This window comes from Pedobacter sp. AC464, from assembly GCF_979253075.1.
In genome coordinates this window covers 1,472,591-1,498,341 of the sequence record NZ_CEEDBV010000001.1, presented here as the reverse complement: position 1 = coordinate 1,498,341, position 25,751 = coordinate 1,472,591, and the positions used below count along the sequence as shown (strand labels likewise).

Annotated in this window: 26 protein-coding genes; 17 read left to right on the top strand and 9 right to left on the bottom strand. The window is 38.1% G+C overall.

The features are described 5' to 3' along the window. Positions 1-2: 2 nt before the first annotated feature. Positions 3-656, bottom strand: a complete 654-nt coding sequence (locus AC0IWT_RS06465; RefSeq protein ID WP_056870422.1) for a TetR family transcriptional regulator C-terminal domain-containing protein — start codon at positions 654-656, stop codon at positions 3-5. A gap of 203 nt (positions 657-859) precedes the next feature. On the opposite strand from AC0IWT_RS06465, the gene AC0IWT_RS06460 reads away from it, so the two are divergent. The 5 genes from AC0IWT_RS06460 (at position 860) to AC0IWT_RS06440 (ending at position 6,797) form a co-directional block, all read left to right on the top strand. Then, a complete protein-coding gene (locus tag AC0IWT_RS06460) occupies positions 860-1,063 on the top strand; it encodes a hypothetical protein (protein ID WP_471796486.1) in 204 nt (67 codons plus the stop codon). Beyond that, the gene (locus tag AC0IWT_RS06455; RefSeq protein WP_471796485.1) at positions 1,035-1,715 is read left to right on the top strand and encodes an HD domain-containing protein; all 681 of its coding nucleotides are present in this window, start codon (positions 1,035-1,037) and stop codon (positions 1,713-1,715) included. The genes AC0IWT_RS06460 and AC0IWT_RS06455 overlap by 29 nt, the downstream gene beginning before the upstream one ends. Before the next feature lie 87 nt (positions 1,716-1,802). Beyond that, positions 1,803-1,991, top strand: coding sequence for a hypothetical protein (locus AC0IWT_RS06450; RefSeq protein WP_471796484.1), 189 nt, complete (start codon positions 1,803-1,805; stop codon positions 1,989-1,991). 292 nt (positions 1,992-2,283) lie between these two features. Continuing rightward, the gene (locus tag AC0IWT_RS06445) at positions 2,284-5,778 is read left to right on the top strand and encodes a PKD domain-containing protein (protein ID WP_471796483.1); all 3,495 of its coding nucleotides are present in this window, start codon (positions 2,284-2,286) and stop codon (positions 5,776-5,778) included. Between the two features lie 2 nt (positions 5,779-5,780). After that, the gene (locus AC0IWT_RS06440) at positions 5,781-6,797 is read left to right on the top strand and encodes a PorP/SprF family type IX secretion system membrane protein (RefSeq protein WP_056870418.1); all 1,017 of its coding nucleotides are present in this window, start codon (positions 5,781-5,783) and stop codon (positions 6,795-6,797) included. 18 nt (positions 6,798-6,815) lie between these two features. On the opposite strand, the gene rpoN is transcribed toward AC0IWT_RS06440, so the two are convergent. After that, entirely contained in the window at positions 6,816-8,288 is a 1,473-nt protein-coding gene (gene rpoN / locus AC0IWT_RS06435; RefSeq protein ID WP_056870417.1) for an RNA polymerase factor sigma-54, read from the bottom strand. A gap of 167 nt (positions 8,289-8,455) precedes the next feature. Here rpoN and mscL point away from each other — a divergent pair, with 167 nt between their 5' ends. Next, on the top strand, positions 8,456-8,905 hold the full coding sequence (mscL, locus tag AC0IWT_RS06430; RefSeq protein ID WP_056870450.1) for a large conductance mechanosensitive channel protein MscL: 450 nt from the start codon (positions 8,456-8,458) through the stop codon (positions 8,903-8,905). A gap of 39 nt (positions 8,906-8,944) precedes the next feature. On the opposite strand, the gene AC0IWT_RS06425 is transcribed toward mscL, so the two are convergent. Next, positions 8,945-9,817 (bottom strand): ChaN family lipoprotein, encoded by an 873-nt coding sequence (locus AC0IWT_RS06425; RefSeq protein ID WP_471796482.1) that lies wholly within the window; start codon positions 9,815-9,817, stop codon positions 8,945-8,947. Positions 9,818-9,947: 130 nt separating this feature from the next. On the opposite strand from AC0IWT_RS06425, the gene AC0IWT_RS06420 reads away from it, so the two are divergent. The 7 genes from AC0IWT_RS06420 to tsaB all read left to right on the top strand — a co-directional run bounded on the left by AC0IWT_RS06420 (position 9,948) and on the right by tsaB (position 14,429). Next, the gene (locus tag AC0IWT_RS06420) at positions 9,948-10,712 is read left to right on the top strand and encodes a LiaF transmembrane domain-containing protein (RefSeq protein ID WP_471796481.1); all 765 of its coding nucleotides are present in this window, start codon (positions 9,948-9,950) and stop codon (positions 10,710-10,712) included. 213 nt (positions 10,713-10,925) lie between these two features. Beyond that, positions 10,926-11,987 (top strand): sensor histidine kinase, encoded by a 1,062-nt coding sequence (locus AC0IWT_RS06415; protein WP_471796480.1) that lies wholly within the window; start codon positions 10,926-10,928, stop codon positions 11,985-11,987. Next, positions 11,965-12,699 carry a LytR/AlgR family response regulator transcription factor gene (locus tag AC0IWT_RS06410; RefSeq protein WP_471796479.1) on the top strand — a complete coding sequence of 245 codons (735 nt, stop codon included), beginning with the start codon at positions 11,965-11,967 and terminating at the stop codon, positions 12,697-12,699. Before AC0IWT_RS06415 ends, AC0IWT_RS06410 begins: the two co-directional genes overlap by 23 nt. A 149-nt stretch (positions 12,700-12,848) precedes the next feature. Then, positions 12,849-13,007 carry a 50S ribosomal protein L34 gene (gene rpmH / locus AC0IWT_RS06405; RefSeq protein ID WP_010601723.1) on the top strand — a complete coding sequence of 53 codons (159 nt, stop codon included), beginning with the start codon at positions 12,849-12,851 and terminating at the stop codon, positions 13,005-13,007. A 67-nt stretch (positions 13,008-13,074) separates the two neighbouring features. Continuing rightward, entirely contained in the window at positions 13,075-13,473 is a 399-nt protein-coding gene (locus AC0IWT_RS06400; protein ID WP_471796478.1) for a ribonuclease P protein component, read from the top strand. Then, complete coding sequence (gene yidD, locus AC0IWT_RS06395) at positions 13,457-13,687, top strand: membrane protein insertion efficiency factor YidD (RefSeq protein WP_056870412.1); 231 nt, start codon at positions 13,457-13,459, stop codon at positions 13,685-13,687. The genes AC0IWT_RS06400 and yidD overlap by 17 nt, the downstream gene beginning before the upstream one ends. 55 nt (positions 13,688-13,742) lie before the next feature. Then, complete coding sequence (gene tsaB / locus AC0IWT_RS06390; protein ID WP_471796477.1) at positions 13,743-14,429, top strand: tRNA (adenosine(37)-N6)-threonylcarbamoyltransferase complex dimerization subunit type 1 TsaB; 687 nt, start codon at positions 13,743-13,745, stop codon at positions 14,427-14,429. Between the two features lie 3 nt (positions 14,430-14,432). Here tsaB and AC0IWT_RS06385 read toward each other — a convergent pair whose 3' ends face one another. Both AC0IWT_RS06385 and AC0IWT_RS06380 read right to left on the bottom strand, forming a co-directional pair. Continuing rightward, positions 14,433-15,842, bottom strand: a complete 1,410-nt coding sequence (locus AC0IWT_RS06385) for a DUF5723 family protein (protein ID WP_471796476.1) — start codon at positions 15,840-15,842, stop codon at positions 14,433-14,435. A gap of 27 nt (positions 15,843-15,869) precedes the next feature. Next, positions 15,870-17,438: a hypothetical protein gene (locus AC0IWT_RS06380; protein ID WP_471796475.1), complete on the bottom strand. Its 1,569-nt coding sequence runs from the start codon at positions 17,436-17,438 to the stop codon at positions 15,870-15,872. Between the two features lie 92 nt (positions 17,439-17,530). Between AC0IWT_RS06380 and AC0IWT_RS06375 the strand changes: the two genes are divergently transcribed. Together AC0IWT_RS06375 and priA are read left to right on the top strand one after the other, a co-directional pair. Continuing rightward, positions 17,531-17,917 carry a DUF423 domain-containing protein gene (locus AC0IWT_RS06375; protein WP_471796474.1) on the top strand — a complete coding sequence of 129 codons (387 nt, stop codon included), beginning with the start codon at positions 17,531-17,533 and terminating at the stop codon, positions 17,915-17,917. Then, positions 17,917-20,397: a replication restart helicase PriA gene (gene priA, locus AC0IWT_RS06370; RefSeq protein ID WP_471796473.1), complete on the top strand. Its 2,481-nt coding sequence runs from the start codon at positions 17,917-17,919 to the stop codon at positions 20,395-20,397. The genes AC0IWT_RS06375 and priA overlap by 1 nt, the downstream gene beginning before the upstream one ends. On the opposite strand, the gene AC0IWT_RS06365 is transcribed toward priA, so the two are convergent. Then, a complete protein-coding gene (locus tag AC0IWT_RS06365) occupies positions 20,394-21,080 on the bottom strand; it encodes a hypothetical protein (RefSeq protein ID WP_056870406.1) in 687 nt (228 codons plus the stop codon). The two genes, priA and AC0IWT_RS06365, sit on opposite strands and share 4 nt — an antisense overlap. 190 nt (positions 21,081-21,270) lie before the next feature. On the opposite strand from AC0IWT_RS06365, the gene AC0IWT_RS06360 reads away from it, so the two are divergent. Further along, positions 21,271-21,927: a protein-L-isoaspartate(D-aspartate) O-methyltransferase gene (locus tag AC0IWT_RS06360; protein ID WP_471796472.1), complete on the top strand. Its 657-nt coding sequence runs from the start codon at positions 21,271-21,273 to the stop codon at positions 21,925-21,927. A gap of 55 nt (positions 21,928-21,982) precedes the next feature. On the opposite strand, the gene smpB is transcribed toward AC0IWT_RS06360, so the two are convergent. Further along, positions 21,983-22,432 carry an SsrA-binding protein gene (smpB, locus tag AC0IWT_RS06355; protein ID WP_056870404.1) on the bottom strand — a complete coding sequence of 150 codons (450 nt, stop codon included), beginning with the start codon at positions 22,430-22,432 and terminating at the stop codon, positions 21,983-21,985. Positions 22,433-22,647: 215 nt separating this feature from the next. Here smpB and AC0IWT_RS06350 point away from each other — a divergent pair, with 215 nt between their 5' ends. Continuing rightward, positions 22,648-23,124, top strand: a complete 477-nt coding sequence (locus AC0IWT_RS06350; RefSeq protein ID WP_471796471.1) for a TlpA family protein disulfide reductase — start codon at positions 22,648-22,650, stop codon at positions 23,122-23,124. Here AC0IWT_RS06350 and AC0IWT_RS06345 read toward each other — a convergent pair. Both AC0IWT_RS06345 and AC0IWT_RS06340 read right to left on the bottom strand, forming a co-directional pair. Beyond that, the gene (locus AC0IWT_RS06345) at positions 23,114-24,976 is read right to left on the bottom strand and encodes an Nramp family divalent metal transporter (RefSeq protein WP_471796470.1); all 1,863 of its coding nucleotides are present in this window, start codon (positions 24,974-24,976) and stop codon (positions 23,114-23,116) included. The genes AC0IWT_RS06350 and AC0IWT_RS06345 overlap by 11 nt on opposite strands. Continuing rightward, the gene (locus tag AC0IWT_RS06340; RefSeq protein WP_056870401.1) at positions 24,963-25,625 is read right to left on the bottom strand and encodes a metal-dependent transcriptional regulator; all 663 of its coding nucleotides are present in this window, start codon (positions 25,623-25,625) and stop codon (positions 24,963-24,965) included. Before AC0IWT_RS06340 ends, AC0IWT_RS06345 begins: the two co-directional genes overlap by 14 nt. Positions 25,626-25,751 lie beyond the last annotated feature (126 nt).

Genomic DNA, 25,751 nt, shown 5'->3' with positions numbered 1-25,751 from the left:
AATTAAAACCCCATACGCTCTTTAAACTGCCCGTTTCTACTTAGAAATTTTCCGTACTCAAATAAATTGTCGATAGGAGAGTGTTGAAACAAATCAAAAGTTACATTAATCCCTTTTTCGATGGCCTCATCCGTCTTTTCGAAACCGTCACTGTCATCATTTATCCAAAAATTAAGAATAAATGCAAACTGAATCCATAAAGCATCCTTATACCTTTTGCTTAGAAAGCGACGCTCGGCAAGTTCACCATTTTCTAAGCCTTCATTGATGATTTCTTCTGCAAAGTTTTCAAAAATTGGTTTAACCCCGGCCAGTACATTTGGCGTAGAGAACTTCCCTTTATAATTCTTTAAGCTATAAATTATGAAGCTGCGCTGGTTTTTTAAATTTTCTGCGTAGCTGTAGAAAAATGAAAGCATTTTTTCTCTTGAGGAATACTGAAGCCAAACTTCCTGCTGCTTAATGGTATTGATTGTTTCGAACGTTAACTCAAACCAGATGTTCTTTTCTATGCTTTCAAAAGAAGCATAAAACTGGTAAAAATCTGCTTCGGTTATTTTAAGTTTTTTGGTGAAACTGTAAACCGATTTAGGTTTTTCATTGTTTGTTAAAACATAATCAAGATAAGCAGTACGAATTTGTTGAGCAGTTGCCATATAGCTGTTTTTTACAATGATAACGTTAATATCATACCCTTGTTTTTCTAAGCAGTAATTTGTTAATCATGTTAATGTAATAATCACTTTCAAAATATTTGAAAGTTGGTTTTCTGGCTAAAATCTATAGTTATTTAGTTTTGTCAACTGCCTTATAAAACTAAAAAAATTAGTATAATTGTAAGTTATTTAACGAAACTGACATGATTGAACTTAATGATATGCTCTATGGGAAAATGGAATTTTCGGCGGTTTTTGCGGCACTCCTGGAAACAGATGCGCTGAAAAGGTTGGCGGGTATTCATCAGAGCGGTGCAATATTTCTGGTTAATCCAGACATCTGTCATACCCGGTTGGAGCATGCAATTGGTGTTGCCAATGCTGATAAAGAAACTTGGAGGTTCTGAACTCGAACAAATCGCGGGTTTGCTTCATGATGTGTCGCACACGGCGTTCTCTCACGTTGGCGATTATGTATTTGAAAATGCTGATGAAGATTTCCACGAGAAGGTATTTGCCGAGGTGTTATACAAATCTGAGATACCTGATGTTTTAAGGAAATATGGATATGACGTAAATGAGATTTTGTACGGGAAGTTCGAAATTTTAGAGCAGCCTTTGCCCTTGCTTTGTGCAGATAGGTTAGATTATACGTTAAGAGATGGCATTTACGCTGGGATTATCTCAAGGCAAAAAGCAAAAACTTTTTTAGCGGCGGTGGTACTTAATGAAGGGCGAATTGCAGTTAATAATCAGGCAGAGGTATTATGGATTAATGAAACCTTTATCAAGCTGAACGATGAGTTTTTCAGGTTGCCGCTTTATTTATACGCGAATGGTAAAATGGCTGAACTGATTAAGGAATTACTTGTTAAAGGGGTTTTAACAGAAGGTGATTTATTTAAAACTGATACGATGTTATTAAATAAAATAAGGAGTCACTCTTTTGGATACAGTGCCATAAAGGCTATAAAGCAATTAAAAGGTGTTGGTGATTTTATCAGGCATGGAGCGGTGCCAAAAGTTAAGCCCAGGACTTTAAACGCCTTATTGGCTTAATAATTTTCCTGTTATCGCTTTTTGCTAATAATTATCTGATGGAAAACATTATCGTAATTGTAGATGTTTCTAGTTAAAATCCTGCACATGGAAACGTCTAAAAGCAAAATGAATAGGCCGCAAAATAATCCGGAAACTAAGTTAGATGACTGGAACGACCGACTGGAAGAAAATCTTGAACCGGCGCAACACAATGATGTTGAGGCAGATGAAAAAGCAAAACTATTTTCCGAAAAGTTTCAAAATGAAGAAGATGGGGATAATAAGACCGAATAGCTGATTGTAACGAGATTTAAAGCCTACCTTTCTTTTAATTTGTCGGCATCAATTTAATTATGTGCCTGCAAATGATGTTGTACATCATTCAGATTTCTAAGAATTAGTAGTAAATCATTTTCGGCAACAAAATAATTTTACATCAACCGGCTGTTTTATTACATCAAATGTAAATTCATTGATGAAATAACGTTAATTTTTGCCTCTCGACTTTTCTTCTATGTTCTTAAATAGTATATTGCCTTACTATTTAAGAAGAAATGCAAATTATCTCCGAATCAAATTAGTAGCTATGAAAAGGGCTGCTTTTTTAGTTTTTACTATACTATTTTTCTCTCTAGCCAATAAAACCTTTGGACAAAATGTTTCCAACGAGGGAACTGACTTTTGGTCCGTGTTTCCTACACATGTGCCTAGCGGCGGTGCGTTGGCAAATCTTGCAGTATTTGTAACTTCTAAATCTGCATCAGAGGTTACGGTAAGTTGTGGCACGTGGTCTGAAACTAAAGCCATTGTTGCAAATACGGCAATCCGCTTCGATGTGCCAAGAAGTAACGCCTATGTTGATTTAACCGAATCGAATACTAATCTTGTTAATAGAGGCATCCATATTAAAGTTAAAGATGGTATGCCAAAAGTTTCTGCGTATACACATATTTACGGTAACGCCAGGTCTGCCGCATCATTGATTTTGCCTTATGAAACCTTAGGCCAAACGTATTACTCCATGAATTACACTCAAAGTGCAAATGGGAATAATTTTCTGGCGATTGTTGCTGTAGAAGACAATACAACTGTTTTATTGCATGAAAAAACTGGCGGCGTTAAAACAATTAAGCTGCTCAAAACAGGCGATGTTTATGAATATATCTCTGGTTCCGATGATTTGACTGGTGTTTTCGTCGAAACTGATCCATCAACATCCTCTTGTAAAAGATTTGCTGCTTTTTCAGGAACGTCGGTTATCTCGATTGCCTGCACTGGTTCACAAGATCCTTTGTTTCAACAATTATATCCAACGGTTAGCTGGGGGAGAAATTATGGGATCGTACCTTTTGCGAAGAGAAAGTATATACTCAGGATTCTGGCTCAGGATGATAATACCAAGGTAACCTACAACGGACAAACTTACACCATAAACAAAGGGCAATTTATTGAAAGCGAACAGCTTACTGAATCTACTTTTGTTACGGCCGATAAGCTCATAAGTGTTGCTCAATATTCATTAACACAGGGATGTTCTTCGGCGGTAGGCCTACAAACAATCGGCGACCCGGAAATGGTTATGTTAAATCCAGTAGAGTTCAACATTAAAACGATAACCGTTTTTTCGTCAACGCTTCAAAATATTACCGAGAGATATATCAATGTGTTGATGTTAACTAGTAAATCTTCAACATTTAAGGTAGACGGCGTTGCGCCTGCAACACCATGGCAACCGGTAATCGGCAATTCATTGTACTCTTTTAATCAGATTCCCGTAACAGGAACCTCAAATAATTCTACTTTTAAAAGCTTGACATTAAATGCCGATGATGGATTTAATGCAATTGCCTACGGCTTTGGCCAGGCTGAATCTTACTCTTATTCTGCCGGGACAAACCTTTCCTCGAATAATTATTTAACTGTTATTAACGAAGCAAATAAAGAAGAAAGTCAGAATGGTTGCATTAATTCGAAGGCTAGTTTTAAGATAAATTTACCATACAAACCCGATAAAATTAAATGGACTTTAGATGCGGAAGCGGCCAGTGAAACGACGGATGCACCAGAAGTGAAAGTAATAAACGGGCAAACCTTTTACACTTACAAATACCCTGCTGATAAGATTTATTCAGTTGCTGGCGACCATAAGTTAAATGTAATTGCTCATGTACCCAACAATGAAACCAGCTGCCAAAACGGTGATCTCGAAACCAATTATATTTTTACAATATATGATTTACCGACTTCCAATTTCGAGGTCGCAGCTAGTAGCTGTGCAAAGTCTGAAATTGCTTTTACAGACAAAAGCCTATCAAATTCTGTAGATTTCGCGGTAACGGGCTGGGCTTGGGATTTCGGCGATGGAACTACTTCCACTGAGCAAAATCCTAAACACGCTTACGCAAAAGAGGGTTCATATAAAGTGAGTTTAGCCGTTAAATCCGGAACTGGCTGCTATTCTGACCCGTTTATTAAATCGATTAAAATTAACCCGTTGCCGGTGTCGAATTTTACGGCATCACTAAATACCTGTATAAATACTGATTATGTAGTAGCGGACAACTCTACGATAAGCGTTGCGCAAAGTCCAAACACGATTGTAAACTGGAGTTGGGATTTTGGAGATGGAACCAAAATTGATAAATCTACAAAAGCGCCGTTCGCCTATCAATACAAAGCAACAGGAAGTTATACGGTTTCGTTAATAACGACTTCGGCAGAAGGTTGTGTAAGTGCTGCATACACCCAAAATGTATTAGTGACTGATTTGCCGGTTGCCGATTTTACCACGCCGGCGGTTTGCTTTGCTGATGGTTTAGCGAAGTTTACGAACACATCCAAAAATATCAGCGGCAGCAGCAATGGCCTTACTTACGAATGGAATTTTGGCGACCCAAATTCGCCTGCTAACAAATCCACCGATATGGATGGAAAGCACACTTTTTCAGCAGCAGGCGATTATACCATCACACTCAAAATTAAAAATGAGAACGGTTGCGAAACTACAACTTCAAAAGTTTTTACGGTAAATGGCCAGGTTCGGGTTGCAGATTTCTCTATTCAGAATGAAAATAATTTATGCAGCAACAAGGATGTTGTAATAAACAATCTCTCTGTAGCGGTTTCCGGCTTAATTACTAAAATCGAAATTTATCAGGATTTTGCGGCGAATCCTAATCTACCACCAATCATAATAAACTACCCCAAAGCAGATGATATCCATTTATCTTATCGTCCTTTTGGTGGTAACGCAAACCGAAATTCTACCATTCGCTTCGTTGCATATTCTGGCGAAACTTGTTTCCTGGAAACATCAAAAGTTATCGAGCTGAAGCCTTCGCCAATATTGGAGTTCGCTGATATTCCGGCAGCCTGCCAAAACGATGGGTCAGTCGTTATTAATCAGGCTAGAGAAACTTCGCTGATTTCAGGAACAGGAACTTACTCGGGAGAAGGGGTAGACGCAGAGGGAAATTTCAATCCAAAGTCTGTAGATGTTGGTCAGCATTTAATTACGTACACTTTTGTTCCAACAAGTGGTTGCACGGAATCGATAACCAAAACCATAAACGTTTATAAATCTCCAACTGCAGATGCGGGGGCAACCCTCTACATTCTTGCCGGCGGTCAGGTTACCATCCCAGCAGTTGCAGAGGGTTCAATGTTAACTTATAAATGGTCGCCATCACTCGGCCTTGATCATGATAATGTACTAAATCCGGTTGCATCGCCTGAAAAGGATACTAATTATCAACTTACTGCCACCACTAGTGATGGCTGTAGCGTAATTGTGCCGGTAACAGTGAAGGTTTTGCAAGCCTTGGTTCCGCCAAACTCCTTTACGCCAAATGGCGATGGTGTTAACGACCTTTGGACGGTAAAATATTTGGAAAGCTACCCAAAGGCTACGGTAGAAGTATTTAACAGAAACGGCATGCGGGTTTTCTTTAGTAATGGATATAAGACCCCATTCGATGGAAATTATCAAAATGAGCCCTTGCCTGTTGGCGTTTATTACTACCTTATCAATCCACGAAATGGCAGAAAAACAGTAACCGGACCCTTAACTATAATTCGATAAAATTGAAAAAATATACGATAATTTTCCTGACTTGTTTTGTTTGTTTTAAGTTGTCTGCTCAGCAGAAGCCGCAATACACGCAATACATATTCAATCAATATCTGCTCAACCCGGCACTATCGGGAATCGAAAATTATATTGATTTTAAGGCTGGTTTCAGGAAACAATGGTCGGGCATTACCGATGCGCCGCAAACTTCATTCGTATCAGCACATTGGGCGCTCGGCGACAACCACCTTTGGAGTAATGCTTTAACCTCGTTCCCCGAGCAAACCGGTGATCCAATGGATAGAAATTATACACAAAATTATACTTCATCGCCAGCGCATCATGGTATGGGTGTTACGGTTGTTCAGGATAAAGCAGGGCCTTTGTCGCGTTTGGATGCAAACCTGACTTATGCCTATCATTTGCAGCTTAGCAATTCCTTTAATTTATCAGTTGGCGCTGCTGCCGGTGTATCCAGCATTAAGCTTGATGTTAATGCATTAACTTTTCCCGATAGCCAAACAGATCCGGCGCTTTCTAATGCAATTGTGAGCCAGCTAAAGCCCGACTTAAGTATTGGCATCTGGTTGTACGGGGCGAGGGTGTTCGCCGGTATTTCTGCACAACAGGTTTTAGGACAACGCCTAAATTTTACCAATTCAGATAATTACAATCTTGGGAAGGAGGTGCCACATTTCTTCGCAACAGCTGGTTATAAATTCTTTTTGGATGATCAGATTGCGGCAATTCCTTCTGTAATGGTTAAGTACGTTCAGCCCTCGCCTGTTTCTTACGATCTGAATCTGAAGATAGCCTTTAAAGATAAGCTTTGGTTGGGCGGAAGCTACAGAAGAGATGACTCATTTGCTGCTATGGCCGGGTTCAACATTGGTAAAATGGTTAACCTTACTTATTCTTATGATTTTACCACGTCAGAATTAAACACGGTAAGCAACGGCAGTCATGAAATTGTTTTGGGGCTTTTGCTTAACAACATCTACAAAGTACCATCGTACATTAAAATGTGGTAGTAAAACAAACCAAAAAGCCTAAAGTTCCTTCCTCAACCGGGCTACCGGAATGTTCATTTGCTCACGGTATTTGGCAACAGTTCTCCGGGCAATGTTGTAACCACGGTCTTTCAAAATTTCAGTAAGCTTTTCATCAGCAAGTGGCTTACGTTTATCTTCATTGCCGATACAATCTTCGAGTATTTTTTTAACCTCTTTGTTTGATACTTCCTCTCCGTTTTCAGTTTGAATTGCTTCAGAGAAAAAAGATTTTAATAAGAAGGTTCCAAATTCTGTTTGCACATATTTCGAATTTGCAACCCTGGAAACAGTAGAAATATCCATGTCAATTTTGTCAGCAATATCTTTCAAAATCATTGGGCGCATTTTACGCTCATCTGCTGTTAAAAAATATTCGTATTGGTAATGCATAATCGCATTCATGGTTTTTAACAGCGTTTGCTGTCTCTGTTTTATTGCGTCTATAAACCATTTCGCAGAATCAAGCTTTTGTTTTACAAACTGCACGGCTTCTTTTAGTTTTTTATCTTTTGAAGATGCTTTATCGTAATGCTCGAACATTTCCTGATAAGAACGGCTAACCTTAAGTTCAGGCGCATTTTTAGAATTCAAAGTCAAAATTAACACACCATCATTATTGCTGATGTGGAAATCGGGAATGATTTGCATTTGTTTGGTGGTTACCTGATTGGCATCACCGGGTTTTGGGTTTAAACGAAGTATTTCATTTACGACTTCTTTTAATTCCTCACTGTCAAGCCCTAAGCTTTTCTCTAATTTATCGTAGTGTTTCCTTGTAAATTCGTCTAAATAATTTTCGACAACATTCATTGCTTTTACAATAATCGGGTTGCCAGCATCTTTCCTTTTCAGCTGTATTAATAAGCATTCTTTTAAATCTCTAGCCCCAATGCCCGGAGGGTCGAAACTCTGGATTAGTCTTAACATTTCTAGAACATCCTCTTCCTCAACCATAACGTTCTGCGAAAAGGCTAAATCATCAATCATAGAGCTTAGCGGCCGGCGTAGGTAGCCATCATCGTCTAAACTGCCAATAATTTGCTTTCCAATGATAAAATCCTGGTCGGAGAGTGGAATTAAGTCTAGTTGCTCTTGTAAACTTTCAAAAAAAGTGCTTTCTATAGCGATGGGTGTTTCCTTCTTTTCTTCATCATCATCACCATTGTTGTAGCTGGTGCTGTAATCATTCGTATTATCGTCCTGAAGATAATCATCTACATTAAACTCATCCATGCTGGTATCTTCTGATGATTTCTCATAATCGTCAGGACCATCATTTAAGTCATCGTATTCACCTTTTGGCTCATCTGCTGTCATTAAACTTGGATCTTCCAGCGCCGGATTTTCTTCAAGTTCTTCTTTTACCCTTGTGTCTAAAGCAACTGTTGGCACCTGCAACAATTTGATAAACTGTATTTGTTGCGGAGATAATTTCTGTAATAATTTTTGTTGTAGGTGTTGCTTTAACATATTTTATATAAAAGGGTAGGGCAAAAATAAACAAATCATATCAGATATTTTCGACAATCGGTAGCAATGGTTTGTATAATTTGGCGAAATTATTTCGACAAACGTTTGTTTGGAACGTAATGTTTGCTAAATTCGTTAGAAACCATTCTAAACTTAATCAAACTATTATGAGTATTGTAAAAGAATTTAAAGAGTTTGCTATAAAGGGCAATGCATTCGATTTAGCCGTCGGCGTAATCATTGGAGGTGCCTTTGGTAAGATTGTAACGAGCGTTATCGATGATTTAATCATGCCAATTGTTGCGGCAATGGTGGGTAAACCCGATTTTAGCAGCATCTATTTTGCTATGGGAAAGGGTGCGGAGCTTATTCCGAAAGGTGCTTCACTAGCTGATGCAAAAAAAGTTGCTCCGGATGCGGCCATATTTGCATACGGTAACTTCATAACGGTTGCCATTAATTTTTTACTCTTGGCTCTGGTTGTTTTTATTATGGTTAGAGCAATCAATAAGATGAAGAAAAAGGAAGAAGCTGCCGCAGTAGTTGCACCGGTTGTTCCAACAAAAGAAGAAATGCTCTTAACTGAAATCAGAGATTTACTGAAAACAAAAGCTTAAATATTAAACAAGGTTCGCAGGTATTGCGAACCTTGTTTGCTAATAACTCCTTTTAACCTTTGGGTCGGTAACGATAATGTAATCTCCAAGGTTTTTAAATTTCCCCCAGTTTGGATTATCAAAACTTTCATCTGAAAATGCTGAAACGTTTAAAATGTGCAGTTTCGGTGCATATTTCTGGAGTTTCGCAAGCGCTCCAAGTTTTTCATCGCTGTGGAAACGGCCATTTATTTGCAGCACTTTAATCCCTTTATGCTCTTTAAATAACCTGGCTATAGACCAGGCCATTGTTGCATCCCACAGGTTTTGTGTTTGATAAATTTTCATTGGTCCCATGCTGTGGCCACCCAATGTTTCCAAAAACTTTTCGTTATAGCGTCCATTAGCCGTATCAATAGGTAAGGGCGGTAGAAATGAAGCGCTGCTTTTTGGTAAATTTTTCAAAACATCCAATCCATCCATGGTTACGGCATTGCTGTATCGCATGGCAGCATTAGCGCCAATTACCTTTATTTTATTTTGCCTTGCATATTCCATCAGCGGACGATAATCTTTATAGTTTGGCCACGCTCTGCCTTCTTTTATAAAATTTTTTTCGGATATCAAGCCCGCCAGATACTCGTCAATAACCGGCTGTGTATCCGTATAAAACATTTCCATAGTCAATACAGTCTTTTTTGGAAAAGCTTCACATAGTTGTTTAAAAATTTCGGATTCTAAGTAATGTCCGGTAGAATCGTTGTGGTCTTCACCATAAAATAACACGTCGGCTGTGCTCATGTCTTTTATGATATCCGCTAAAGAAATTACACTTTGCTTTTTAACATCGTAAATTTTATAGGTTGTGCTGTTTATTTGTGCCGAAAGTGTTGTCGAAACGAGTAAAATAATAAATAATAACGAAATCTTCATGACCTCAAAATACTAAAATATTTTTCACCGACGAAATAATGCATCTTACCGATTGTTTGCTGATTTTCGAAGATTTGCGATGAATTAGCTTAATGCTTATGAATACTTTTGATTATTAAAATTTACACAAATGGAAAATTTAAATAATAATATAACAACTAACCGCTCTGGCAGAATGCTGAGTGGATTAGTAATTGTAATAATCGGGCTTGCTTTTCTTTTAGATAATATGGGCTTTGATATTCCTCACTGGGTATTTAGCTGGCATACATTTTTAATTGTGATAGGGATTTTTGTTGGCGTAAGGCGCAATTTTAAGGGTATAGGGTGGTTGATAATGGTTTTGATTGGTACGTACTATACCATTGATGACATTACAGGACTTGATTTTGACGCATCAAAATATGCTTTGGGTGTTGGGCTGGTGGTTTTGGGTGGTTTCCTGATACTAAAACCTAAGGGTAATGGTTTCAAGAAAAGACGCAGAGATGGCCTGGGAGATAATCTCGGTGCCGGAACAGAAAACTTTTCTTCGGGCAACAAAAAATCAACCAGCGAAGATTTTGTGGAGGCGACAGCAATTTTTGGTTCGACCAACCAGGTTGTTTATTCAAAAAACTTTAGAGGGGGAGATGTTACGGTATTTTTTGGCGGTGCAGATATTAACCTTACCCAGGCAGACTTTATTCAGGACACCGTTTTTGATGTTACAGCCATTTTTGGTGGCGTTAAATTAATTGTGCCAGCGAACTGGATAATCAAAACCAACGGAACACCAATATTTGGTAGCATTGAAGATAAACGCGGTCATTTAATGCAAACGGGAGAAGTGCAGAAAACATTAATTATCGACGGAACAGTGCTGTTCGGTGGGATAGAAATTAAAAGCTTTTAAAGTTGGCGGCATCAATGCTGCATTTTTATGAGATTCTGTGTGCTTTTCGAACTTGCTGCAGCAACTGCCTGGTGCATGTTAATTATATGGCGAAACAGTATCAACAAGAAAGACATCGAAACTCAGTTCTGACCATTTTAAATTGAATGCCTGTAACTGCGGTTATAATTTAAGAGTCCCTAAAAAACGTTAACTGAACTAAATAAATAAGTTTTGACAACAAGACCTTTATCAGTACCTCAAATTAAAAGAACTGCGCTGAGCATAGCATTAGCATGGCTAATTTTATGTGCCGTTGGGCTTCATTATGTGGTAAATTTTTCATGGTTAATTTCATTTACCGATAGCACAATAACTAATCTGCTTTTGGCTTTGGCCTGCATAAGTGTAAGTAATATGCTTGGGTACTATCAACCAAAAAACGAGCGGATTTTATATGTGTTGATAATTACCTTGGCATTAACGCTGGTTATCATTTTTATAGCCAAATATGCGCTCCTGTATATTTTTACGGATTTTAAAGAATATAAAGATTTTTATAACTTTTCTTTTGCATTTCGTGGATTGATATCTTTTATGTGCCTTGGCTGGTGCGCCCTTGCCAACATTTTGTGGTATCGGTTGGAAGAACAATCGGAAACCCAGGGCAGGCTTTTAACTGCGCAAAACCTGGCGAAAGAGGCCGAATTAAACAAACTTCGTCACCAGTTGCAACCACATTTTCTGTTCAATAGTTTAAATTCTGTTTTTGCACTTACCATGGTTAATCCTAAGGAAGCTGGAGTGATGATAACCAAACTTGCCTCATTTTTACGCGGTACACTCAAACGCGATGATGAACTTTGGGTTTCGGTTGAAGAAGAAATGGAGTACATTCAATTGTACCTGGATATTGAGAAAGTTCGTTTCAGTCATCGTTTAAATATAGAAGTTAATGTTGAAGAAGATACACTAAACCTCTGCCTGCCTGGAACATTACTACAGCCTATTGTTGAAAACGCCATAAAGTTTGGGTTATACAATACCTCATCAGCCATTACAATAAAAGTTGATGTTTGTGTTGAGCAGGATGTTTTGCATTTAAGGGTACAAAATCCATTCGACCCTGAAATGCGGGCAACAGGCGGCACCGGCTTCGGTTTAACAGCAATTAAGCGTAGATTATATTTGTTATTTGCCAACCCACACCTTTTGCAAACAGAAATTGAGGCAAATAATTTATATATTACGACTCTAAAAATTCCGCAGAAAAATGATCAAAACCATATTAATTGATGATGAGCCTTTAGCACGAGATATTGTAAAATTCTACCTTTCGGAACATAAAGAAATTGAAATAGTGGCCGAGTGCTGCGATGGTTTTGAAGGTTTGAAGGCGATAACGCAACATAAGCCCGATTTAATTTTTCTGGATATACAGATGCCAAAAATCAGCGGCTTCGAAATGCTCGAACTGGTAGAAGATAAGCCTGCCGTAATTTTTACAACAGCCTTTGATGAATATGCCATTAAGGCCTTTGAGGTTAATGCGGTAGATTATCTGCTGAAGCCAATTGATAAAGCGAGATTTGATTCTGCTATTAAAAAATTGCCCTCACGGTTAAACCAGACTGAAAATACTGAAGCAGTTTTAGATGCAGCGGCTATGAGTCCGGCGCAAAGCAGCAGGGTCGTGGTTAAAAAAGATGGCGTAATTAAAATCATTCCTGTCGGCGATATTAATTACCTGGAAGCAGATGATGATTATGTGAAATTGAGTACCGCTGATGGAGCTTTTTACAAGAATAAAACGATGGCGTTCTTTGAGCAGGCGCTTGATGCTGGGCAATTCATTCGCATCCATCGTTCCTATATCATTAATCTGGCACAGGTAACAAAAATAGAGTTGAAAGAGAAAGATAGTTATGTGGTGTTATTAAAATCGGATATCTGGTTACCAGTAAGCAAAACCGGGTATGTTAAGTTAAAGGCGGCTTTGGGTCTGTAATGCCTTAGCCTTCTAAATTTATTCTGAAACGAATCATTACATTTGCAATCTGGTAGAAAATAAAAAATTAAACACACTTGCAATTGTAGAGAAATCGCTTTATATTTGCACCTCTTAATTTTGAAATTACAATAAGATAATATACAGTCATGAAAAGAACATACCAACCTTCGCAAAGAAAGAGAAGAAACAAACACGGCTTCCGCGAAAGAATGGCAACAGCTAACGGCAGACGAGTATTAGCATCACGTCGTGCTAAAGGAAGAAAAAGATTAACAGTTTCTGACGAACGCAAGCATAAAGCATAATTTTTGATTGCTTTTCCGATTAGTCGGAACTGGCAGATCAGAATCTGCAATTATCAATCAAAAATATATGTACACATTCAGGAAAGAAGAACGGTTATGCAGCAGAAAACATTTAGATCTGCTGTTTAAAAACGGTTCTTCTTTTTTATTATATCCATTTCGTATTTCATATCTTTTTGTTAATGCTCCGGCCGAAGTTCAGGCGCAGGTTGTAATTAACGTTCCTAAAAAAAGGTATAAAAGAGCGGTAGATCGCAATTTATTAAAACGTCGCATTCGCGAAGCCTACCGCTTGCACAAGCAGGAAAGCTTATATTTAAATCTTCCGGAAAGCAACGGCTTACTGTTATTTTCAATTCAGTTTGTAGGAAAAGACAAGTATGAGTTTTCTTTTATAGAGAAGAAATTAATAGCAACCTTTAAGCGCTTTCATAACCTTATCGCACCTGATGAAACTGGTAAATAAAATATTTGGCTGGTTCTTTTTAGGCTTGATAAGAATTTATCAGTATGCCATATCGCCAATGCTTGGTGCGAACTGCAGATTTACACCAACCTGCTCACAATATGGCATAGAAGCCATCAGAAAGTACGGGCCGTTTAAAGGGGGATGGATGGCTTTGAAGCGTATTGGCCGTTGCCATCCATGGGGAGCGCATGGACACGACCCTGTTCCGTAGCGTCTCAGCATGTGCGGATACTTTTACGTTTTCATCTTTTAGCATATCTTTGTGCATGCCAAAAATACTTTTGTTAGAAACCGCTACTTCTTTTTGTTCTGTTGCCTTATCCATAAACGGAGAAATTATCGCGGTTAAAGAAGCCTTTAATCAGAATCTGCATGCAGGTAATCTCACTTTGTTTATCGAAGACGTTTTCACCAGGTCCAATTTAAAATACAATGATTTGGATGCGGTTTGCATAAGCAAGGGGCCAGGCTCTTATACAGGACTTAGGATTGGTGTTTCTACCGCTAAGGGTTTGTGTTACGCCCTGGAAAAGCCCTTAATTGCTTTAGAAACGTTGGAAATGATGGCGGCGGGTTTTATCATTCAAAATCCTGATTACACAGGATTGATTTGCCCAATGATAGACGCAAGAAGGATGGAAGTATACACCTCTGTTTTCGATTCCAACCTGCAGCTCGTTGAGCCGACTTCTGCAAAAATTATTGACGAGCATAGCTTTGAAAATTTATTATCAGCGCACAGGATTACTTTTTTGGGCGATGGTGCAGCAAAATGTAATGAAACACTAAAGCATGAGCATGCATTTTTTAGTGATGCAAATTTCAATTCGGCAACTAATATGGCCCAATTAGCCGAACAAGCTTTCAGCGAAGCTAAATTTGAAGATGTTGCCTACTTCGAGCCATTCTATCTTAAAGATTTCGTGGTTACGCAGCCCAAAAAAAAGGTTTAATCTTTACTTCTTTTTAAAAACAGAAAATAAATTTTTAAAGAAGCTACCGCCCTCATTATCGTTGATGCCTGGCATCACATCGCTAAACTGAGGATGATTTACAACGTTGCCAAATTTAATTCCAACACCCATATAAAATGAGGCGCCATTTGGACCGCTTCCAATAGTATAATCGTTTTTCAATACTGCAGATGCGGTACTGGCACTCGAAATTAAGTTATCGGTACCCATAAAAATCTCGAAATTTGGTGTTTGATATTTGCCTTGTAAACCAACCATAAATACATTGTTTAGGTTGTAAAGTGGGGTTATGCTTCCAGACAAATCGTTGTATCTGAATGTGTTTACGAAAGCTAAATCCCCGCCGCGGTAAAATAAATTTTTCGAAATGGCTAAAGCAGGCTTGTAAAAACCATAGTTTTTTGAAATATAGATGTCGGCTTTGGCATTTGTTAAAGCCAAAAATTTGTCTGGCTGCTCCGAAAGTTCGAAAATATCCCTGATTTCCCTGTTTGTATTGGCCTGATTGAAAGCAATGTTATCGATGTTTTTCAGGGTGTTAACCGTTGTGCTGTGTGTATTATTTCGCCACCAGATAAAGCCCAGGTCTTTAACATTGGCCATTAAAAAAAGTCCCTTTTTAGTCGTGTAGTTTGTGCTGAAACCAATTGATAAGCCAGGATTCTTGAATGTCGGGATAACGGTATTACGGTTAATTTTATTTTCGTCGTTAAAGTTGCTCGAATATGTTCCTGCAAGACCAATATTTAGCGAATTTGTTTCTGGGCTGACATACAGATATGAATCAGAAATGTTTAAATCATTGTATATTATTCCACTTAGTAAACTCGCTTTTACCCCGAAGGCCAATCTTTTATTATAGTTTTCACGATAGGTAAAGCTAAACTGGTGATAGGATTGTTGGTAGCCTTTTGCGTTGAAGATATCATTTAGTTCAGTTTGCTGTGGAAATCTTGTATAGGAATCGAACACGGCAATGCTTTCATTTGGATAATCTACTTGCGCATCAGAACGGATTTGCCAGGCAAAACCCATTTCTTTCTGGTATTTATAGGATTGGAATATTCTTAACGTCAGCACATAAACATTGCTGTTTTCATATATATGATTAATGTTTCCCGTTCCGAGCGGCAGCGTTCGTGTATCGTTTACGCCATCAACAATTAATCGACGCACAACCGATTCTGCATCACCTTTATTGGCACCATTTACCCCAAAATAGGGCAGAAAAAAATTCGATGAAAACCTTCTCGATGAATCTAGGGTAAACGATTTTTGGGATGGATTTTCAAAGGCATCAAACATGGTTTTTGTTCCAAATAGCGCATATTGTTGAGCGAAGGAGTTACTGAATGAAATAAAAAGAATGAGTACAAGTAGAAGTTTCTTCATTTAATTTGCGTTTTCCTGGTTTTGATATTAACGATTGCTGGTTGAATCTGGTATTTCGGCCTGTAAATATTTGTTTAAAAGCACGTTAGTGATGAATTTGTTTTTGTCGGCACTCATCTGATAATAAAATGTATCGAAATTTTTCAAGCCGCTATCCGCCCGAAGGTGTTTGTAGAACGGCGTTAACACATTGCCCCTGAAGATTTCAGCTGAGGTTTTTGTGTTAATATAATAACTAACATTTGATGTAGTAGAAAGTTGGTTCAGCGCATCCTGATATTGCGGCAACTCAATTAATAACCGGTTATTCTTATAGCTGCTTAGAAAAGACTGCACTGTGCTTGCGTTATTCGCGAAAACTAAATTGTTATCAATTATTGTGTAATATGGCCGACGAAATTTTTTAAAAGGCTCTCCAAAAAAGGCATATAGTATGTCTGATGATTTAAGGATCTTGATTTCATCATTATAATCTGCGCTAACGTCTATAAGCAACTGCTTCACTTTTTCTCCGTTAGATAAGGCGATAGCGCCTAGTTTTTCGGAAGTGCTGAGCTGGAAACTTATAAACTGATTTTTTACGTAAGGCTGGAAAATCGAATTTAAGTCAACTCTGTATTCATTTTTTACCGATTTCAATAAGGCATCAACTTTCGTTGTTTCTTTCTTGCTCAACTGCCAGGCAACAAGTTTTTGCAGCCAGTTTTTGTAGTTATCATAAGCAAACAGACTGTAGTTTGCGGTATTGTCTGGCAACAGATTAGTAATGCTTATTGCCTGTGCGGGTATTTGTTCAAAAAGCTTTAAATAATTATCGCCCGCTTTTAGTTCGGTATTGCCATTGAAAAGTATTTTCTCTTTACTGAAATTGTAGTTCAGCGAAGCAAAACTGTTTTGTTTTTCAAAAAGCGACAGCTCGCCATTTATTTTGCCCGCCAAAATGGTTTTTAACAAAAGGGGCGCTTGGTTAAAATTGATGTATAAATTTGCCAGTACATTTTTATTTAGCAAACTGTTTTCCTTAATATATTCTGTAAATGGATTTTCATCCAACCGAACTGCAGCATCATCAATTAATTTTTTCGATGTGGAAATTGTTAGTACCTGATCCTGAACGCCGACGAAAAAGGTAATACTTTTACTAAAGGCGATGGTAAATAGTTGGTCTGTTTCTTTGGCAACGGCTTTCCTGCTTTTTAGATAGTTAAAAAACTGACGGTAATTTTTATCTTCCTGTAATTGAACCGTAATTAAAAAATTAAGCTTTTTCTCTTCATCGGGTAGAACGCTCAGGTAAATTTGTTGCTCTGCAAAGTAGCTGTTTAAAACATTATCGTTAACAATATTTTCTTTCAGGCTTTCGAGTAAAGTCAGCTTTTCTGTTCCTAAAACCTGCTGTAGTAAAGTCTGCCCCTCCAAAATCTGATAAAAGCTCTTATCGTTCTGAAAGGAAAAAATTATCGCCGCATTGTTAGTTGCCGATTGCAGTGCTAAATCTTTGGCGTTGTTCTCATTATTTAACTTAGAAAAATACAAGTAAGCCAAAAACGCTACGCCTGTTGTTAATGCAATTACTAGAACTAAAATTTTTCTCATCTGTTTGTGAAACAAATTTAAATTATTACATCCATTTGTACGAAGTTCTTACTCAATTTATTAATTTAGCAATTGCGTTAAGCTAAAACAATATGAACAAACGTATTATCCTTACTGCTTCTTTTTTTGGTGCTGTTGCTGTTTTATTAGGTGCTTTTGGTGCGCATGGGTTAAAGGCTTTGATTGATGCGCCTTCGTTGGAAATCTGGCAGAAAGGCGTTGATTATCAATTCTATCATACATTTGCCTTACTTTACCTTTCTACCTTTGCCCGTTATCGAAACAAGCTTATTAATATCGCTTATTTTTGTTTCACCTTTGGTATATTGTTGTTTTCTGGTTCGCTGTATCTACTTGCAACAAGAACGCTTTTACAGCTTAGTTTTGTTGATATTTTAGGGCCCATTACACCAATTGGAGGTTTGCTTTTCGTTTTAGGCTGGATAATGTTATTCTTCGCTGCTTTTAAAGATAAATAATGAACACATTCGAACCTGATATTTTTGCAGAAAGAGAAACACTTTTTGTTGAAGTTATTTTGCCTTTATCGCTTGCAAAGAACTATACTTATCGGGTGCCTTTTGATTTAAATTCACAAGTTGAGATTGGGAAAAGGGTAGTTGTTCAATTTGGAAAGCATAAGATTTATACAGCCTTAATTAGAAATATTACAACTAAACCACCCATTGCTTATGAAGCAAAATACCTGCTTGATGTTATAGATTCTGCTCCTTCAGTAACTGCTACCCAGCTAAAATTTTGGGCATGGATGACAGATTATTACATGTGTAACGAGGGAGATGTGATGGCGGCAGCTTTGCCTGCCAGCCTTAAGCTAGCTAGCGAAACAATACTTATTCTCCGTGATGAATTTGATGAAGCTGTAGTTCTTACCGAAAAAGAAGAACTAATTGTTAATGCGTTGAAAAAGCAGCAAAAGCTCACCATTAACGATGTTTCAAAATTACTGGGCCAAAAAACAATCTACCCGATTATAAATCAATTATTAGATAAAGAATTGATTTTGGTGGCCGAAGAGGTAATTCAGAAATACAAGCCACTTTTGAAATCGTTCATTATTTTAAATGAGTTTTATAATGAGGAAGAAAATCTTAAACAACTTTTTTCAATTCTAGACCGGGCACCAAAGCAGCTTGATGCATTGCTTGCCTATTTAAAATTAAATAAACAGGGTTTGCCGATTGCGAAAGATGAGTTACTTGAGGAAAGCAATTGTGGTCAGGCAGCTTTGAAATCGTTAATTGATAAAGATATCTTCACCGTGCTTAAGCGCCCGGTTAGTAGGCTCGCCTCCAATGCTGATGATTTCAGTATAAATTTTACACTCAATCCCGGCCAACAGAATGCCCTTGAGAAAATTAACACTTTTTTCGAGGAGAAAGATGTCGTTCTGCTTCATGGCGTTACCGCATCTGGCAAAACACAGGTTTACATAAAACTAATTGAACAGGTAATAGAAAACAGTGATGGACAAGTCCTATTCCTACTCCCTGAAATTGCTTTAACCACGCAAATTGTAGAACGTATAAAGCAATATTTTGGAAATTCAATTGGTGTATATCATTCGAAATTTAACAATAGTGAACGGGTAGAAATTTGGAATAAAGTTAAGCATGGTGCTTTCAAAGTAGTTTTAGGTGCCCGCTCTGCCGTATTTTTGCCGTTCCAAAATTTAAAATTAATTGTAGTTGATGAAGAGCATGAGCCATCTTATAAACAATACGACCCTGCCCCACGTTATCAGGCAAGAGATTCTGCGATTTATTTAGCTCATCTTCATCAGGCTAAGGTTGTTCTGGGCTCCGCAACACCATCTTTAGAAAGCTACCACAATGCTCTAACAGGAAAATACGGACTTATTGAAATGAAGGAACGTTTTGGCGGTGTTCAATTGCCAAATCAGCAAATTGTTAGCATTGCTGAAGAAACAAAGCGAAAAACGATGGTTTCGTATTTTTCGAGTGTATTAATAAAAGATATCGACCTGGCGCTTAGTAAGAAAGAGCAAATTGTGCTCTTTCAGAACAGACGGGGCTATGCAACCATTTTAATTTGCGCAACCTGTGGTTATACGCCAAAGTGTGTTAATTGTGATGTAAGCTTAACCTACCACAAGAGTAGTGGCAAACTTCATTGTCATTATTGCGGCTATCAGCAAAGCAGCGTTAATATTTGTCCGGCTTGCGGCTCGGTACATGTAGAGCAGAAAGGTTTTGGTACCGAGCGTATAGAGGAAGAACTTAAATTGCTGTACCCAGAAGTGAGTATTGCCCGCCTGGATATGGACACCACGCGAACAAAAAATGGTTTGCAACAGATTTTAAGCGATTTCCAGGATAAGAAAACCGATATTTTGATCGGCACACAAATGGTAGCTAAGGGGCTGGACTTTGACAATTTAAGTTTGATCGGCGTAATAAATGCCGACACCCTGCTTGGTTACCCGGATTTTAGGGCTTACGAGCGAAGCTACCAGTTGCTGGCACAGGTTTCGGGCAGGGCAGGGCGTAGGGCCGATCAGGGGAATGTATGTATCCAAACTTATGATGCAGAAAACAGAATCATTAAGCAGGTTGTAGACAATGATTACCTTGGAATGTACAATGACGAGATTGCCGAGCGTGAAAAATTCCTTTACCCGCCTTTTTCAAGGATGATTTTTATTGCTGTCAAACACAAAGATTTTAATGTTTTAGACAAGGCTGCAATGTTTCTGGCACAAACGCTTAAGGCAAAATTTGGTGCCCGGGTTTTAGGGCCTGAGCAACCATTAATAAGCAGGGTTAGAAATCTTTACATTAAGCAAATCATTATCAAAGCCGATAAGCATACTGCAATACAAAAAGTTAAAAACGTTTTGCGGGAAACGCTTACAGAATTTAATGCAATGAAAGAATATAAGAGTGTCTTAATTCAGATTGACGTAGACCCTTATTAGTTTTTGCTGTTAAAATTAAATTGTATACCTGCAGAAACAGGATTCAACAAAAATTCCCACTTATTGTACGTGTAAATATTTCTGGCAGCAAGGTTTGGCTGGGTAATGTCTTGCTTTTCATACGAGTAGTTAAAATCAAGACTGCTTTCTGCAAAAATTGAAAGATTCGGGATTATATTTATTTTAACGCCTAAAGATGGTGTCATCACCAAACCATTTTTAGTTGCATCTGCTGATTGACTTGTTGAAGCAACCATAGAATTTGCCGGAGATAATGTGCCGGTGAATCTATTTGACCTATATCCAATATCAAATGCAAAGTATGGTTGAATCCTTGAATAATTGAAGTTTTTTTCAAAACCGATTTTGAATGAATAATCCGTTACTTTTCCTTTCGCTATTTCACAGCTTTCGCAGGTATTCTGGAATTGAACATCTTTATCGCGGAAATAGTTACCGCTTATTCTATAACTGATTTGGTTATCGTTAAATTTTAAGATGGCACCATTACCAGCCATTTTAGTGTAATCCTGCGTATTTGTTTGATTTAATATTTTTGGCAACTGCATTAAGCTAAAACCTCTTAAAGCAATTGAATAATTATAATCAGCACTGGTTTGAGCAAATAATTTAGTGGTAATGGCGGTGCATAAAATCAATATGCTAATTAGTCCTTTTTTCATTTAAGCGGAGATAGATATTTAGTAAAAAGATATGTCCTCAAAATTAGAAATAAATATCAATAACGAACAAATAATTATTTTCGTCTTCAAAAACGCCTTCTATATTTTTTAGTTTTGATTTTCTGCCACTTACAATCAGGATGAAATTTTTATCTTGTTTCAACGCATAAAAAACCTACTTTTGATACTCATGGCCTACAAATTTGTTGATAATTACCGGGAAAGAGGAGCGAGAAAAAAACTTGTCGAGTTGTTATCATCTCGCGGTATTGAGGATAAAAACGTGCTTCAGGCAATCGGCAAAGTACCTCGTCATTTCTTTTTTGACGAAACATTCTGGAATCAGGCTTATAAAGACATCGCTTTCCCCATTGGCGACGGGCAGACGATTTCCCAACCTTACACTGTTGCCTATCAAAGCGAACTCTTACACATAAAAAAAGGCGATAAAGTCCTGGAAATCGGGACTGGTTCTGGCTATCAAACTTGTATTTTGATGGAACTCGGCGCCCGGGTTTTTACAATCGAACGACAAGAAAATATCTTTAACAGAACCATTCAGGTGTTGCCTGGAATGGGTTATAAGCCTACATTTTACTGCGGCGACGGCTCAAAGGGGATAGCCGAAAACGCACCATACGATAAAATAATTGTTACCGCAGGAGCACCACTTGTACCCGAAATTTTACTGAAACAACTTAAAGTCGGCGGGATTTTGGTTATTCCCGTTGGAGATGAAAAGACTCAAAAAATGGTTACCGTGCTGCGGGTAAGCGAAAATGATTTTGAAAAAATCGTATTGGATACCTTTAGGTTCGTTCCACTTGTGGGCGACCAGGCCTGGTAGAATAGTCGTATAGTTTTACGATTTGTTGCAGTAGAGGCGATTACAGAATCTTAGCTTATCGCTTCATCGCCCTGTCGAGTTCACGTTTTGTATCTCTATCTTTAATACTGTCGCGTTTATCAAACTCTTTTTTACCCTGCGCCAGTGCAATTTCAATTTTCGCGAAACCCCGTTCGTTCATAAAAATTCTTAGTGGTACAATGGTGTAGCCTTTTTCTTCGCCTTTTGCTTTCAGTTTTTTTATCTCCCTTTTTTGTAAAAGCAAGGCTCTGTCTCTTTTAATATCGTGGTGATAAAAGGAACTGTGGCTATATTCGGAAATGTGTAAGTTGCGCACGTAAAGATTTCCGCCAATAAACATGCAGAAGGCATCCGTCATGTTTGCCTTTCCCTGCCTTATTGCTTTAATTTCGGTTCCTAATAAGGCAATACCGGCTACATACTTATCAATTAGATTGTAGTCGAAATAAGCCCTTTTATTTTTTATATTGATGTCGTTTTTCAAAATGTACTGCTGTATTTAATTAGATAATGTACAGGCCGTTTGATTATGGTGGTGTACATCGGGCTGCAAATATCTTAAAAAATGGGCTAATATCATTTTTTAATTGCAACATCTTGTTATCGCCTGCAAAATTTTTGTTCATCTTATGTAAAACATAAACAATTCTTACCCTTCTTCGCAATTAAAAAATTATGTTTGAGTTTAGATCAATTTGTATGAAGTTAAGAAACCTGTTTTTAATTGTCGCTATTTTATTTGCCGTAAATGTGAACGCTCAGCAACCAGCGTTTTTGCCACAATTTAAGTTCTTTAAGTTAGATGGAAAAGCGTTTTCAAATGTGAATATTAATCAATCAAAAAAAACCCTTTTTATATTATTTGATTGTACATGTGAACATTGCCAACGTGAAGCAAAAGAGTTAAATAAGGTTTATGCTAAGCTTAAAAATGTAAACATACTGATGGTAACATTAGATGAATCGATATCCATTCAAAAGTTTTTTGGTACATACGCACCTGGCCTAAACCTTAAGCCAAACGTAACGGTGCTTCAGGATAAAAACAGAACATTTATTCCAACATTTTTGCCTTCTCAATACCCTGCAATGTATTTGTATGGTTCAAGTGGAAAGCTTATTGTTTACAGCAATGGCGATGGTGGAATAAGTAAAGTTCTAAAATTTATCGGATAATCAGCACCGGAATATTCACTTTGTGTCTAACGGCATCAACTGTTGTTCCGAATACCAGATCTTTTAATCCACGATGACCGTGAGCGCCCATAACCAATAGTTCAAGCTCGTTTTTGTTGCTGATGTCGGCAATTGCTTTCGCAGTGCCCCCGAAACCGATAAATAAGGTTGCGTCATAGCCTAAATCGGCAAGGTTGATTTTGTATTTTTCCAGGTTTTCGGCATCGCTCTGTGTTTCGTGGTCCATTACAATATCGCCATGGTAGCGGGCTGCGGCAGTTTCTACAACATGAATAAGGTAATAATGAGCATCTTTCCCGCCCTGAATTAGTGCATGTCTAATCGTATTCCGATCGTTTTTGGAAAAATCGACTGCAATTCCAATGCGTTGGTAGCTAATCTTATCAATCTTGCCAATGTCGAGCGCATTGCCATGAGGAACCATTTGCCTTTGCAAGTTTCGCTTGTCAATAAGTGGGTGAAAGAACACATAAAGCAGCAGGAGAATGATGGCGATTACTGCCGGGAAAACGAACACATAAATCCACCAGGTGTTTGCATCTTTAGTCCAGCCGGAGATTTCTTCAATTACCAGTTTTACATTTAACGCTATAATTAAAGCGGCACTACCCCAGGCTAACACCTTAACCCAGGTCTTTATAGCGAAATCCTTCATCAGTTTTTTATCTGATGTAAAGTGAATTAATGGGATAACTGCAAAGCCAAGCTGAAGACTCAACACAACCTGACTGAGCACGAGCAATCCACCCAAGGCATCATCGCCATAATGGAGAATGGTGAAAAATGCCGGTATAATGGCTAAAAAGCGGGTTATTAATCTCCTCAGCCAAGGCTGAATTCTTAAATTAATATGGCCTTCCATAATAATCTGGCCAGCCAGCGTTCCTGTAACTGTGGAGCTTTGACCGGCGGCAATTAAGGCAATAGCGAACAAGGTTGGGGCAACGCTGCCGAAAATATTAGAAAGTAACTTGTGTGCATCCTGTATTTCTGCAACCTCGTGAAGACCATTTTTAAAAAAAGCAGCAGCAGCCAGAATTAAAATCGCCGCGTTAACAAAGAAAGCAAGATTCAGCGCAACGGTAGTATCAATCAGGTTAAATTTTAATGCTTCTTTTATACCTTTATTTGTTCGTTCTATTTTTCTGGTTTGCACCAGTGAGGAGTGGAGATACAGGTTGTGTGGCATTACGGTGGCGCCTATAATACCGATGGCAATGTAAAGTGCGTCGCCACCAAGCAAAGAAGGCTCAAAACCCTTCGCAACTTCTTTTAAAGATGGCTCAACGATAAACATTTCAACAAGAAATGAAATGCCGACGATAAATACCATCGAAACGATAAAACCTTCCATTGCCCTCATTCCTTTATTTAGCAGGAAAAGAAGAAGTATAGTGTCGAAAATGGTTATTGAAATGCCCCAGATTAGTGGTAAACCAAAAAGCAATTGTAAACCTATCGCCATACCTATAATTTCTGCTAAATCGCAGGCAATTATAGCCAGTTGTGCCAACCCGAACAAGGGGATGTTTGCCCAGCGGGGATAGGCATGTTTTGAAGCCTGCGCCAAATCTAAACCCCGAACAATTCCTAACCTGGCGCTAAGTGATTGCAATAGCAACGCAATCAGGTTCGACATTAACAACACCCAGATAAGCTGGTAGCCGAACTTACTTCCGCCGGCTAAATCCGTCGCCCAGTTTCCGGGATCCATATAGCCTACGCTTATTAAGTAGGCCGGACCGATGAAGGATAGAATTCTTCGCCAGCCTTTACGCTTATCGGTGTTTACACTCTGATGAACCTCACTTAACGATTCAGTTTTTGCCATTACTGCTAATTAAAATATGTTTTGCAACTTCTCTGCTAATATTGATTTGTTTTTCGGCTACTAAAATTTCAACTGAGCCATCGAAATCGGTAACATCTGAAACTTGTATTTGTTTTCCTAGCGTTAAACCCAGTTTTTCAAGGTGTTTTAAAAACGGAGAACTGTGCTGGCTAACGCCAGTTATGGTTCCGCTGTCGCCAATGCCAAGTTCGATAAGTTTTATAAATTGTGTTTTCGCAAAACGACCGTTTTTGTCCGGAATTGGGTCGCCGTGAGGGTCTGATTTAGGAAAACCTAAAAACTCATCTAAACGCTCAATTAAATCTACCGACCTTATGTGCTCCAGTTCTTCCGCAACATCATGCACCTCGTCCCATTTAAAGTTTAGCTTATCCACTAAAAAGACTTCCCAAAGGCGGTGTTTTCGAACAATGTCTACAGCGGCATGCTTCCCCTTTTCGGTTAAAGTAACGCCCTGATATTTAACATAATCCACAAGTCCTTTCTCCGCCAGTTTTTTAATCATGTCGGTTACAGATGCGGGTTTGGTTTGAATTTGCTCGGCTATTGCATTCGTTTGGACGTTACTGGTTTTTTCGGCCAGGTGGTAAATAATCTTAAGATAGTTCTCTTCGGTGAAGCTCTGCATTTACGTTTATCTAATTTTATTTTTAGGTAAATCTAAAAATTTTAATTTAAAATATATATGATAAATTATGTTAAAATTTAGAATTTAATTTGGTTATGTTTGTGTTCTCAATACCTTTGAATTTAT